This window comes from Neobacillus terrae (genome assembly GCF_011393025.1).
Classification (GTDB): Bacteria; Bacillota; Bacilli; order Bacillales; family Cytobacillaceae; genus Neobacillus_A; species Neobacillus_A terrae.
Genome location: NZ_JAAOEO010000001.1, coordinates 432775 through 445227 on the forward strand (window position 1 = coordinate 432775; position 12453 = coordinate 445227).

13 protein-coding genes are annotated in these 12453 nt (G+C 39.2%); 10 read left to right on the plus strand and 3 right to left on the minus strand.

The features are described 5' to 3' along the window. Window positions 1–16: 16 nt before the first annotated feature. The 5 genes from G8761_RS02215 to G8761_RS02235 all read left to right on the plus strand — a co-directional run bounded on the left by G8761_RS02215 (window position 17) and on the right by G8761_RS02235 (window position 5734). Complete coding sequence (locus G8761_RS02215; protein ID WP_166023181.1) at window positions 17–1360, plus strand: TrkH family potassium uptake protein; 1344 nt, start codon at window positions 17–19, stop codon at window positions 1358–1360. Window positions 1361–1383: 23 nt separating this feature from the next. Beyond that, on the plus strand, window positions 1384–2040 hold the full coding sequence (locus G8761_RS02220) for a potassium channel family protein (RefSeq protein ID WP_166023183.1): 657 nt from the start codon (window positions 1384–1386) through the stop codon (window positions 2038–2040). 155 nt (window positions 2041–2195) lie between these two features. Continuing rightward, complete coding sequence (locus G8761_RS02225; protein WP_166023185.1) at window positions 2196–2663, plus strand: DUF1259 domain-containing protein; 468 nt, start codon at window positions 2196–2198, stop codon at window positions 2661–2663. A gap of 216 nt (window positions 2664–2879) precedes the next feature. Continuing rightward, window positions 2880–3317: a hypothetical protein gene (locus tag G8761_RS02230; RefSeq protein ID WP_166023187.1), complete on the plus strand. Its 438-nt coding sequence runs from the start codon at window positions 2880–2882 to the stop codon at window positions 3315–3317. Continuing rightward, window positions 3317–5734 (plus strand): molybdopterin-dependent oxidoreductase, encoded by a 2418-nt coding sequence (locus G8761_RS02235; RefSeq protein WP_166023189.1) that lies wholly within the window; start codon window positions 3317–3319, stop codon window positions 5732–5734. Before G8761_RS02230 ends, G8761_RS02235 begins: the two co-directional genes overlap by 1 nt. Window positions 5735–5773: 39 nt before the next feature. On the opposite strand, the gene G8761_RS02240 is transcribed toward G8761_RS02235, so the two are convergent. The 3 genes from G8761_RS02240 to G8761_RS02250 are packed head-to-tail and all read right to left on the minus strand — an operon-like array spanning window position 5774 to window position 7110. Further along, window positions 5774–6634, minus strand: coding sequence for a DUF421 domain-containing protein (locus G8761_RS02240; protein WP_166023191.1), 861 nt, complete (start codon window positions 6632–6634; stop codon window positions 5774–5776). Between the two features lie 18 nt (window positions 6635–6652). Next, window positions 6653–6859: a DUF1657 domain-containing protein gene (locus tag G8761_RS02245; protein WP_166023192.1), complete on the minus strand. Its 207-nt coding sequence runs from the start codon at window positions 6857–6859 to the stop codon at window positions 6653–6655. Window positions 6860–6906: 47 nt separating this feature from the next. Further along, window positions 6907–7110, minus strand: coding sequence for a DUF1657 domain-containing protein (locus G8761_RS02250; protein ID WP_166023194.1), 204 nt, complete (start codon window positions 7108–7110; stop codon window positions 6907–6909). Between the two features lie 148 nt (window positions 7111–7258). Here G8761_RS02250 and G8761_RS02255 point away from each other — a divergent pair, with 148 nt between their 5' ends. From G8761_RS02255 to G8761_RS02275, 5 genes are all read left to right on the plus strand, one after another. Then, entirely contained in the window at window positions 7259–7597 is a 339-nt protein-coding gene (locus G8761_RS02255) for a YmaF family protein (RefSeq protein WP_166023346.1), read from the plus strand. 141 nt (window positions 7598–7738) lie between these two features. Further along, a complete protein-coding gene (gene ltaE, locus G8761_RS02260) occupies window positions 7739–8764 on the plus strand; it encodes a low-specificity L-threonine aldolase (RefSeq protein ID WP_166023348.1) in 1026 nt (341 codons plus the stop codon). Between the two features lie 365 nt (window positions 8765–9129). After that, window positions 9130–9573 carry a MarR family winged helix-turn-helix transcriptional regulator gene (locus tag G8761_RS02265; RefSeq protein WP_166023196.1) on the plus strand — a complete coding sequence of 148 codons (444 nt, stop codon included), beginning with the start codon at window positions 9130–9132 and terminating at the stop codon, window positions 9571–9573. A gap of 6 nt (window positions 9574–9579) precedes the next feature. Further along, entirely contained in the window at window positions 9580–10236 is a 657-nt protein-coding gene (locus G8761_RS02270) for an HlyD family secretion protein (protein ID WP_166023198.1), read from the plus strand. Window positions 10237–10244: 8 nt separating this feature from the next. After that, the gene (locus tag G8761_RS02275) at window positions 10245–12074 is read left to right on the plus strand and encodes a DHA2 family efflux MFS transporter permease subunit (protein ID WP_166023200.1); all 1830 of its coding nucleotides are present in this window, start codon (window positions 10245–10247) and stop codon (window positions 12072–12074) included. The last annotated feature ends 379 nt before the right edge of the window (window positions 12075–12453 follow it).

Below are 12453 nucleotides of genomic sequence, written 5' to 3' on the forward strand. Positions count from 1 at the left end.
ATTATAGTAGGGAAGTATGAATATGCAGAGAAAAAAGTATTTTCTTGATCCCCCGAAAATATTAGTTCTTGGATTTGCAGGAATCATATTACTAGGAACTTTATTTTTGACTTTTCCAGTCTCAACAGTTGATGGAAAAGGGCTTCATTTTTTAAATGCCCTATTTACTGCCACTTCAGCTACCTGTGTAACAGGTCTAGTTGTAGTTGATACTGGTACAACGTTTACGCATTTTGGGCAAATAGTTATCCTTTCTCTCATTCAAATTGGCGGACTGGGATTTATGACATTTGCTACGTTGTTTGCATTTCTTCTCGGAAAAAGAATTTCATTAAAAGAAAGGATTCTCCTGCAGGAATCCTTAAATAATCTTTCTATGGAAGGGATTGTACGCCTGGCAAGAAGGATTTTAATTTTTACTGCCGTTATAGAAGCAGCGGGTGCCCTTTTACTTTCAATCCGTTTTTCTTTTGATATGCCAATTGGCAAGGCGATTTACTTTGGGGTTTTTCATTCTATTTCTATGTTTAATAATGCTGGATTTGATATTATGGGGCATTTCACCAGCCTAACCGCCTATGTAGAAGATCCTATTGTTACACTAACCGTGTCTGCTCTCATAATACTAGGCGGAATCGGATTCATTGTTATGAATGAAGTAGTTGAATACAAGCAGACAAAACGTTTATCACTCCATACAAAGGTTGTTTTAATGTCCACCTTCTTATTGCTTGTGGGTGGAGCATTATGTTTCTTCCTCCTGGAGTTTTACAATCCCAAAACATTAAAGCCGCTTTCTTTTTCAGGAAAAATTCTGGCATCTATTTTCCAATCCGTTACACCAAGAACAGCGGGGGCCAATACCCTAAGTTTGCCTGATATGACTCAGTCTTCTACCTTTTTAACGATATTCTTAATGTTTGTCGGAGCCTCTCCGGGTTCAACAGGAGGCGGTATTAAAACGACCACGTTTTCTACCCTTCTTGGAGCTGTTTGGTCTCAGATTAGAGGGAAAGAGGATGTTATTTTTTATCGTCAAAGGATTGATTATGAAACAATCTATAAAGCTTTGACAGTTACTTTGTGCGGTTTGTTCCTTGTTATGGTAATAACCATGCTTTTAACCATTACTGAACATGGTAGAGACTTTCTAATGATTCTTTATGAGGTTACATCTGCCTTTGCTACAGTTGGCCTTTCTATGGGACTTACCCCTGAATTGTCACATTTAGGAAAAGCTCTTATTATTTTTACAATGTTTGCCGGAAGAGTTGGTCCTTTAACCATTTTTTACGCGGTATCCATTAAACGATCACCTGATGCTTTCCGTTATCCAAAAGGAAAAATCATGATTGGCTAATAAGAACAGAGGAGGGAAAGTCCTTGATAAATTCGTATGCTGTTATCGGGCTGGGGAGATTCGGAACAAGTATCGCAACCAAGCTTTCCGATGCTGGGCAGGAAGTACTCGGTATAGACATTAACGAAGAAAGAGTGGAAGATGCCAATTCTGTGGTGACTCATGCCATGATTGCTGATACGACTGAAATAGAAGCATTAAAATCCATCGGAATTAGAAACTTTGACACTGTTATTGTTGCTATTGGAAATGATATTCAGGCAAGCATCCTTTCAGTTCTTCTCCTTAAGGAACTCGGTGTGAAGAAAGTTATAGCTAAAGCTTTAAATAAGCTTCATGGAAAGGTCCTTTATAAAGTGGGAGCTGATTGGGTTGTTCACCCGGAAAGGGATATGGGAGAAAGAGTTGCCCATCAGCTTTTATCACCGAATGTACTTAATTTTATTGAACTTTCCGATAAATATAGTGTTGAAGAAATAAAAATCCCTGATTGTATGAGTAATAAATCACTAAGAGAACTGGACTTACGGGCAAAATACAATTTAAGTGTTATTGCTATACGGCATAATAGCACTATAAAAATATCCCCCTCCCCAGACGAAAGTATTGCTAAGGATGATGTTCTTGTAGTTATTGGTGAAAATGCTGATCTGGCACGTTTTGCAAATATGACTGATTAATGAAAAGCATATGAAAGAGGTAATGAAAGGCCCAGCAAAGGTCATTTTGTTACCTCTTTTTTTGGTTTTTAAAAAAAGGGCATATGAAGTTTGATAAATGTCCAAACTCGTCCCCATTAAGAGAATAAAATATTAGAAAAAATGAGGTGAAAAAAATGAGAACCTATGATTATTACTATAATGACGAACCTGGAAGGAATAATAGGAGGTCGGAGGTATCTCCCTCCGCATCCATTGAAAATGATTGCCAGAGACTGGCAAACATCATTGGAGGTGAGGTCATTACATCAACTCCGGTCTGTGTTGTTCAAAGACTGCGGGATATAAATGCCACCATTTTAGGCCGCCATACCCGTTCCCCATTAGCACTCCCATTTGCCTTATCCTTTGAAGACAATCGAAAAGGAAGAACGCTGAACCTTGGTGAATCAGTTGTACTGGAAAGAGAAATAAACCCATTCATGACTGCTCTGAGAAGAAGAGGAATTACAGTGACAGCTGTCCACAATCATTGGCTGTTTGACGAACCACGTCTGATGTATATGCATTGGGAAAAGGTTGGAGATCCATTCGAGTTTGCAAGAAATAGTTATAAGGCTGCGAAGGAGGCTGGGCTTTTTTAGGAATCCCCCACCTTCCTTTACATGTATAAATGTTTCATAACGCCCTAGGCTGAGTTATCAGCTTTGGGCTTTTTTTTATATAAATATTTTTAAGGAAAGCCCCTGCAGCAGTAATTTGAAATGAGAATTGCATTAAAAATTACGTGAGCGGGTTTAACCTTATTTGATAGGGCTACTAGATATATAAAACTAAACTTAAAGGAAGGGCGGGCCAGAATGGACAGATTAAAGAATATTTTTATGAGAGTTAGGGATGACTCTGATCAAATTATCAAGGAAAGCCAGGATGCCGAAAATCCATTAGCTATTCTTTTTCGTACAGTGCTGGAAGAACAAAAGGATACCTGTGGAAAACTTATGGATTCTTTACAAAGGAAGGAACAAGATTTTAAATCCTTTAAGAAAGAAATTTCTATTTTATATCATGACGATTCTATAGCTGATTCAACCTTTCGGGCTTGGGGAAGAGCCCTAACCTGGCAGGATGAAAGTGCAGCTGAGCATGTTAACGATTTAGATTTATTATTTCAGAGGATTAAAAAGAACCTGAAGGAAGCAGCAAAGGAGCTGGAAGAGCAATTCGGTCCAGAAAAGATTAAATATGCAGTGCCAGAGTTATATTTGCCTAAAACACAAAGAGAGGGTGGTCAATAATGGCTTGGGAAAAAGAACGGGTTGATATGAATGTATATACCCAGGGAGAAGTTGATAAATGGGTTTACAGCACATGCAATATCTGTTCAGTAGGCTGCGGATGCCATATTGCAGTAAAAGATAATAAGGTTGTTGGGATTAAAGGTAATTCCAAACACCCTATTAACCGAGGAAGACTGGGACCAAAGGGTGAAAATCAATGGCATGCAAATAATAGTCCAGACAGGCTCCTTACACCGATGATTCGGGATGCATTTGGGCAGCTCGTACCAGCTTCTTGGGAGGAAGCAATGGAACTTATGGTTCAAAAAGCAAAGGAAACGTTAAAAAAGAAGGGCCGTAATGGGATAGCTATTTATTCTACGGGACAGGCTTTCCTGGAAGATTATTATACCATTGCAAAAATTGGCCGGGCGGGAATTGGAACGCACCTGCTTGACGCCAATACAAGGCTCTGTACCGCTACTACTGAATTTTGCCTTTTACAATCCTTTGGTTCTGATGGGGTTCCGGCCTCTTTTGATGATGTTGATGAAACAGATACCCTATTCATGTTTGGGCATAATCCTGCTGAAACAGGAACTGTCCTATTTGAAAGAATAATGGAACGAAAAAAAAGAACAGGAAAGCCGTATATTATAGTAGTGGATCCGAGAAAAACTCTTACCGCCCGTATGGCAGACTTGCATCTGCAATTGTATCCGGGAACAAACGTTGCATTATTAAACGGTCTCCAAAGATTAGTATTGGAAGAGGGTCGTGTAGACCACCATTTTATCGAAAACAATACAATCGGTTTTGAAAAAATGGCAGAGCCACTTGGAGAGTGGACTTTGGAACATACTAGTAAAGTTACTGGAATACCTGCTGGATTAATAAAAGAAGCAGCAGATATCCTTGGACAAACTGACTCACTGGTGACCACTACCCTTCAGGGAACCTACCAAAGTGCTGATGCCACCACAGCATGTGTAGCGATTAATAATCTGCATTTAATTAGGGGACTTATCGGCAAACCGGGCTCGGGGCCTCTCCATATGGCAGGTCAGCCAAGCTCATCTGCAAATCGTACAGCTGGAGGCGTAGGTACTTACCCGGCAAACAGAAATTCAAATAATCCGGAACATCTAAAAGAAATCGCCGAACTTTGGAACGTTAAGGAAATGGATTTACCAGTAGGGCCTGAAAAAGGAATAGAAGAGCAAATAGATATGATGGAAAATGGTGAGATCGAGTTTTTCTGGAACATAGGAACAAATCCAATGGTTTCACTTCCAAATAGGGCGAGGGCAAGAAAGGCATTTGAAAAAACCTTTGTTGTTGTACAGGATCCATTTTTAACAGAAACATCAGTTGTTGCAGATGTTGTAATCCCAGCAGCACTATGGGGAGAAAAAGAAGGAACGATGGAAAATGCGGACAGGACGATTAATTTATTAAGGAAAGCAGTGGAGCCCCCTATGGGAGTGAAATCTGATTTTGAGATATTGCTTGATTTTGCCCAAAGAATGGATTTTCAGGACAAGGATGGGAATCCTCTGATCCAATATTCAACACCAGAAGAATGCTTTGAAGAATGGAAAAAGGTCTCAGCGGGAAGGCCTTGTGACATGACTGGAATTACTTATGAAAAGCTAGAACAATACAATGGATTGAGATGGCCTGTTACAGAAAAGGCACCAGAAGGAACCGCCCGATTATACTCTGATGGACACTTTCCAACAGAAACCTCCTATACTCAATCCTTCACAAAAGATCAGTTTACAGGAAGACCGCTCTCGAAGGAAGAGTTTGAGGAATTAAATCCAAATGGAATGGCCATACTCCATCCAACAAGGTACCTCCCTCCTGTAGAGCAGCCAAATAAGAAATACCCTTTATGGGTGACAACAGGAAGGCTGGTCTGGCATTGGCATACAAGGACAAAAACCGCCCGTTCTCCATACCTGCAGACTGCAGCACCAAATGGATATGCGGAAATTAATACAGAAGATGCTCTTGAACTAGGGCTGATAGAAGGTGAGAAGGTTAGGATTATTTCTCCAAGAGGGGAAATTGAAGTACCAGTGAGAATTGGAGAAACAGTTCAAAAAGGGTTAATCTTTGTTCCTTTTCATTACGGAAGCTGGCATAAAAAGGAGGCAGCAAATGCGTTAACGGCAGATTTTACAGATCCGCTATCCAAACAGCCTACCTTTAAGCAGTCTGCATGCAGAATAGAAAAAATGAGAGATACTCATTTAGTTGGCGAAAATGAAACTCTCGGTACTATTGCCGAACAATTTGGTACTAGTATTGATGCTATTCAAAAGGTTAATAGGCTTGTCTCTCCTTATGATGTTCAAATGGGAATCAAGCTGGAAATACCTCTCTCCATTGCAAATGTTCCGCTGCCTGAATATCTTCCATATAAATAAAAAACAATACCCTTTTTCTCAAGGAAAAGGGTATTGTTTTTAGCCTTTTAAATAGGGTGAAAGTTTTTTTATTGTTTCTTCAAGTTTCTCTCCGTTTTTTTGAAACATTGTTTTAGCTTCCTGGCTTTGAGTTTGAAGTGAAAAACTCATCATATCTGCATGGCATTTTTTTAAGGTGGCTAGTAAAAGAGGTCGCTGTTGAGGAGAAGGGACTTTAATTTTATCGTCGTAAATATCTACTGTCAGTTCCCCATAAGAATTAACTTGTCCCATAAAAACATTTGGTAAGGATAGATTCATTTTTTCCAGTTCTGTTTCTAGCCAGCCCTTGCTTTTACCTGAAGCTCTTAATGCCTCATTGAGTATACTTCCGTCCATTATAACAGTTTGAGGTTCCTTCTCATTGGCTGTTTTTAAATTTAAATCCTTTGGTGTTAATGGCTGATTCTCTTTTTTTAGCAAAACACTCAGATTTCCGCGAGGTTCAAGTACGGCAAATTCTACATCTGCAGTCCGAAAGATGTTTTTTTGCCGCAGCAGAGCTGAGAGTTCATCAATGGTATACTTTTCTTTTTTTAAATTATCTTCGAGAATTTTTCCATCCTTAATGATTACAGCACCTCTTCCTTCCACAATATCCCGGAAGGATTTACTTTTTAAAGAAAAGACGTCAACCAAAAAAGTAAGACCACCGAAAAAAAATATACCAACGGCACCATTAATCATACTTTCTTCGAGTCCTGTAATTGCTTCACCTGCAATGCTTCCTATGGTAATTCCTGAAACATACTCTAAAAAGGAAAGTTCGGAAATTTGCTTTTTGCCAAGCATCTTTGTCACAAGAAATAATATAATCATAAAAATAAAAGACCGTATGATAATATCGATCCATCCTGGCATACTTTTTCCACCTCCACTTTATGAGTTTTTATACTGAGGTTCTTCTCTTTGCAAGTTTTCCATCCGATCGGTAAGTTCTTTATTTATTTCACTAATAGTTAGCATGGATTCATGAAAAACTTTGCTGGCATCTTCATGGTTTGAATTTAATGCCAAAATTGAGAGTTGAGATTCAATACCCTTAAGACTGTATAGGCATTGTTTCACGTTTGAAATTACAGTCATTCTTAACATCCTTTCAAAGAGGCTGGCTAAGCGCCAGCCTGTCAAAATTACTGTTTATATTGTGGTTCTTCTTGTTCAATTTCCTGAAGACGAGGTTCGAGGTTATCGAGAATAGTTTGTGTTTGCTGAGCAGCATCTTGATAAAGCTGCTTTGCATTTTGGTTATCAGTTGATAAAGCAAAAGTTTCAAAGCTTGCCTGGGCGCTTTTTAACCCGGCAACAGCCTGTTTTACCTGAGCAATAACGGTCATAATAATCCCCTTTTCAAATTAAATTAACTTACAAATGTAGTATGTCGTTTATTTAAAATGATATGTATGCTTTTTAGGTAGGGATTTAATGCAATTTTTTTTAATTCGTTCATATATTTAAGCTATATGGAGTAAAGGGGGAAAAATGATGGCAAAACCGGGTAAAGATGATTTTGTTAATGGGTTTGTACCGCACCACAATCATGGTTCTGTAGACTATACTTCAGTAAGCGCAGGGCACGTACATCAATGTCTCGATATTACTTCACCGCCGATTCAGACACAGGATGGCGGGCATATTCATTATACCGAAGGCTATGTCATGTTTGAAAACGGACATAACCATCATTATAAGGCTTATTCAGGCCCCGCTATTCCAGTAGGAAATGGAATGCATGTACATTACTATGACTTCTACACTTCAGAAGAGGACGGTCATAAACACCACATCAGAGGAGTGGACCATCCTGCACCAGGAAATAAATAATTTGAAAAAAAGACAATTGGGACCATACCAATTGTCTTTTTTGAAACATTCAGTCTTCAATAGTTCCAATTCATTTTTTCTTTCATTATAATTAAAGAATGCCTTTTAGGCTTTAATACATAAAAAGGGATGGGTTTTATGATGATTGATCTTCGAAGTGATACAGTGACTAAACCAACGGAAGAGATGAGAAAAGCTGCTTATCAGGCAGAAGTAGGAGATGATGTATACGGAGAGGATCCTACCGTCAAAAAACTCGAGGAAACAGCTGCAGAATTACTCGGAAAACAGGCAGCACTCTTCGTGACAAGTGGAACACAGGGAAACCAGCTTGCCATTCTTGCCCATTGCAGACCGGGAAATGAGGTCATCTTAGAGGAAGAATCCCATATTTTCTATTACGAGTCTGGAGCTCCTTCGGCTCTTGCAGGTGTACAGCTAAGAACCATAAAAGGTGAAAATGGAGCAATGAATCCTGCCGATGTATTAGCCTCCATTAGAGGAGAAGACCAGCACTATCCAGAAACAGGGTTAATTTGCCTCGAAAATACTCATAACCGTGCAGGTGGTGCCGTCATCCAACCTAGCAATATGAAAGAGATTTTTATGTTAGCAAAAGAAAATAATATTCCTGTACATATTGACGGTGCACGGTTGTTTAATGCCGCAGCTGCTCTTGGATGTCCAGTAACAGATTTTTCTAATAACAGTGATAGTGTTCAAATTTGCCTCTCAAAAGGTTTGGGAGCTCCTGTAGGTTCATTGCTTGTTGGATCTGAGGAATTTATCCGAAGAGCCCGCAAATGGAGAAAACGCTTGGGAGGTGGATTAAGGCAGGCGGGGATTATTGCCGCTCCAGGATTAATAGCCCTAACTAAAATGCGTGATAGATTGGGAGAGGACCATTTGAATGCCCAACAATTAGCTGAAGGAATTAGTAATATGCCGGGTTTAAGTGTTGTTAATAAAGTTGAGACAAATATGATTGTTGCTGATGTCAGCGGATTGAACATAACTTCAGATCAGTTTGTAGAAAAACTGAAGTCACAGGGAATTCTTGCGGGCACTTTTGGAGGCAGCCGAGTTAGGTTTGTTACTCATTTTGATATCAATACTAAAGACATTGAAATGGCACTTTCAGGGATAAAGCAAGCAGCACAAAAGTAGAGCATAGCAGATATGAAAAATTCTGAAGAATGATATTGGTTAGACGTTAACAATCCCCGAAACCAAAAAGGGATATTTCAGAGATTTTATGGCAGCGGGCAAAATTAGCCTGCTGCTTTTTTCTATTTCCGCTGATCTTAGAAAAACAACTTTTATAAGGGATGCAAAAGGGGAACCAAAATGTCTTACATAGCATCAATTTTTGGTTTTTCATCAACTAAGTGGGGAATATTAATTATCGTTATATGAGTTTATTTGTTGACACAACCTTTTGGCTATAGTTATAATACTTTCTTGTAAACCGTATGTTTCGTATACGAAATGTTCGGATGGGTAATATAACCAGGGAAAGAAGGGAGGCAGGCATGTACGCTTTCAACAACGAAATATTGGAATCATTTTCAGAAATAAACAGAGAGATTTATAAGCTGATTAAAAAGGATGCAGACAGGGTTGGACTTACTGTTGTGCAATTAAAAACCCTTTATAGACTACTGGATAATCCGGATAGCAGTTTAAGTGATTTAGCTGAAAAATTACGGCTGACCAACAGCACTGTTAGTGGAGTAATTGACAGGCTTGTCCAGCACGAGCTGGTAGACAGAGTTGTACCGCCGGAAAACCGGAGGGCCGTTTCCATACATTTGACTAAAAAAGGGGAAGAAATTATCGAATCAGTATTAGCATCCCCTGAATCTCTTATAATTCAAAGAATCAACAGTGTTATGGCACTGCCTGAGGAAGAAATCAAAAACTTATTAAGATTGCACGCATTGGTGCGGTCAAGGCTATCGATGGAGGAGGAATAACAACATATGAATGCAAGAAGACTTGTTCTTTTAAACGTTATTTTATTAATCATTTTGGTGGGCGGGGGATTAGCTGCCTATTCCTATTACAATCGGACTGTTAACTATTTAAGCACAGATAACGCACAGATTTCAGGACAGCAAGTAACCATTGCTTCCCCGGCAAACGGCAGACTGATTGACTGGACAGGAAAAGTTGGGGATAAATTCAGCAAGGATGAAGAAATTGGATCAGTAATGGCAGCTGGTACAGGTACCGCTTCTCCTTCAGAAATTAAAATTACTGTACCTCAAAATGCAACAGTAGTACAAAGTAATGCTGTAAAGAATTCTTTTGTGGGCGCAGGTACTCCGCTTGCACAGATGTATGATCTTGACAACTTATGGGTTACTGCAAATATAGAAGAAACAAATATTAATGATATAGAGGTCGGCCAGGATGTAGATATCTATGTTGATGCATTCCCTAACAATGATTTAAATGGAAAAATTGAAAAGATTGGCTTTGCAACTTCAGGAACTTTCTCTTTACTTCCGAATACAAATACATCTGGAAATTATACAAAGGTTACTCAGGTAATTCCGGTTAGAATTTCAATTGATAATTACAAAGGACTTGAACTTGTTCCTGGAATGAACGTGACAGTGAGAATTCATAAGTAGGTGATAAAATGGCAATTACTATCACGGTTTACGTTCTAATATGCCTTGCGCTGCTGGCTTTTTTGAATATCAGGCTGGTAAAGAGAAGACGCAGATTAGAGAGAGAGGAAAGAAGGAAGCCATTCTTATCCTCTGACCCAACAGCGGAATCAGAAATCTCTAATGACAATAATACTCTTAATGACCAAGTAGACGAAATGCTTGAAAATTCAGCGGTTCCTGAACCAGCACTTGAATATGTTGAATCTAGAGCAGAACTAAAAGAAGCTGAATTAGGCAGGAATACAAAAACACGCCGTGACCGGGGAAATGAGACAGGAGATAACAGCGGAAACGGCAAAATACTTGCTGCTTTAATGCTCGGAGCTTTTGTAGCTATCCTGAATCAAACATTGCTTAACGTAGCAATCCCCCATATAATGGCAGACCTTAATATTTCTGCGAATACTGTTCAATGGCTGTCTACCGGATATATGCTTGTAAATGGAATATTTATTCCTGTAACAGCTTACTTAATCGAAAAGTTTGGTACCAGAAAGTTGTTCCTAACTTCCGTGTTACTGTTTACGATTGGATCAATTGTTTGCTCAGTCTCGGCCAATTTTACAATGTTAATGGCAGGGCGGGTAGTTCAAGCAGCTGGTGCCGGAATTATAATGCCACTTTTAATGACGGTCTTCTTTACCATCTTCCCACCGGAAAAGCGTGGAAAGGCTATGGGAATTATGGGCATTGTAATGATTTTTGCTCCTGCCATCGGTCCTACACTTTCAGGATGGATTGTAGAGCATTATTCATGGAGACTTCTATTTGATGTAGTAATTCCTATAGGAATCTTAGATTTAATTCTCAGTTACTTGTGGATGCGGGATGTCACAGAAGTTACCAATCCAAAATTTGATTTTCCGGGTGTGCTTTTTTCAACACTTGGTTTCGGTTTTCTGCTTTATGGTTTTAGTGAAGCTGGAAATAATGGCTGGTCCAGTTCAATAGTCGTGACTTCACTCATAATCGGTATCATTTCTCTAATCGCTTTTACATTCCGTGAGCTTACAACTGATAAACCAATGCTGGAGCTCCGGGTTTTTAAATACGATATTTTCGCATTAACGACGATTATAAGTATGATTATTAATATGGCAATGTTTGGTGCAATGATTTTGCTGCCAATCTACCTTCAGAATATAAGAGGATTTTCTGCATTTGAATCAGGTCTCCTGCTTTTACCTGGAGCAATTGTAATGGGAATCATGTCTCCTATAGCTGGGGCGCTATTTGATAAAGTGGGTGCAAGATGGCTGGCTGTTATTGGTTTAACCATTACTGTTATTACAACTTGGCAGTTCAGCCACCTGTCTATGTCTAGCACATTCAGCCATATTTTAGTACTTTATGTTATGCGTATGTTCGGCATGTCCTTCCTGATGATGACAGTAATGACTGAAGGGTTGAATCAGCTTCCGCGTCATCTTGCTTCCCACGGAACAGCTGCATCAAATACTGCCAGACAGGTTGCAGGGAGTATTGGTACAGCGTTTCTTGTAACGGTCATGACGACAAGAAGTGGAACTCATTATGGGGGATACCTTAATACAATTACCACAGAGAATCCATTTATTAGCAGCAGGATAGCTCAAGTTGGCCAGGGACTAGCTGCCATGGCTCATGTTCCTTCAGCTGCAGGAAATAGTCTTGCTGTTCTAACACTATACGGACAAACCATGAAACAAGCAACAATAGACGGGATTAACGATTCATTTATTGTTGCAACAGGAATAGCCTTTGTTGCATTAATCCTCGCCTTTTTTATTAAAAGAGCTAAGGTTAAAGAACAATAAAAATAAGGCTGTATCGGTGCTTTATTTAGCGCTGGTACAGCCTTTTTTACTTTAATCGGAATAAACGCTTTATAGATATAACTTTCCGGGTTATTAGGTGAATTAGGAGGGTATTTTTAAAAAGGTTTCTTTTAAATATTTTTAATAAAAAATAGTCATTTTCTAGTTCTGGTGAGTTTATGGATTTTTCACTTATCTGTTATACCTTCCAGAGCATATGCCCCAGTTCCTCAAATGAATGCCCCACTTATCATATCTTTTGCCCCATCCGTGCTATTCAATGACTTACTAGAAGGCGGGAACGTCTAATAAGTTTTGCCCCACCTCAACAAAATGTTGCCCTTCTATCTTGGGATTTGTGTTTTCAAAAAGCTAAGAG

Bases quoted from the DNA above. Each gene is read 5' to 3' on its own strand.
- G8761_RS02215 (WP_166023181.1), top strand. From the start codon at position 17: ATGAATATGCAGAGAAAAAAGTATTTTCTTGATCCCCCGAAAATATTA.
- G8761_RS02225 (WP_166023185.1), top strand. From the start codon at position 2,196: ATGAGAACCTATGATTATTACTATAATGACGAACCTGGAAGGAATAAT.
- G8761_RS02230 (WP_166023187.1), top strand. From the start codon at position 2,880: ATGGACAGATTAAAGAATATTTTTATGAGAGTTAGGGATGACTCTGAT.
- G8761_RS02235 (WP_166023189.1), top strand. From the start codon at position 3,317: ATGGCTTGGGAAAAAGAACGGGTTGATATGAATGTATATACCCAGGGA.
- G8761_RS02240 (WP_166023191.1), bottom strand. From the start codon at position 6,634: ATGCCAGGATGGATCGATATTATCATACGGTCTTTTATTTTTATGATT.
- G8761_RS02245 (WP_166023192.1), bottom strand. From the start codon at position 6,859: ATGACTGTAATTTCAAACGTGAAACAATGCCTATACAGTCTTAAGGGT.
- G8761_RS02250 (WP_166023194.1), bottom strand. From the start codon at position 7,110: ATGACCGTTATTGCTCAGGTAAAACAGGCTGTTGCCGGGTTAAAAAGC.
- G8761_RS02255 (WP_166023346.1), top strand. From the start codon at position 7,259: ATGGCAAAACCGGGTAAAGATGATTTTGTTAATGGGTTTGTACCGCAC.
- ltaE (WP_166023348.1), top strand. From the start codon at position 7,739: ATGATTGATCTTCGAAGTGATACAGTGACTAAACCAACGGAAGAGATG.
- G8761_RS02265 (WP_166023196.1), top strand. From the start codon at position 9,130: ATGTACGCTTTCAACAACGAAATATTGGAATCATTTTCAGAAATAAAC.
- G8761_RS02270 (WP_166023198.1), top strand. From the start codon at position 9,580: ATGAATGCAAGAAGACTTGTTCTTTTAAACGTTATTTTATTAATCATT.
- G8761_RS02275 (WP_166023200.1), top strand. From the start codon at position 10,245: ATGGCAATTACTATCACGGTTTACGTTCTAATATGCCTTGCGCTGCTG.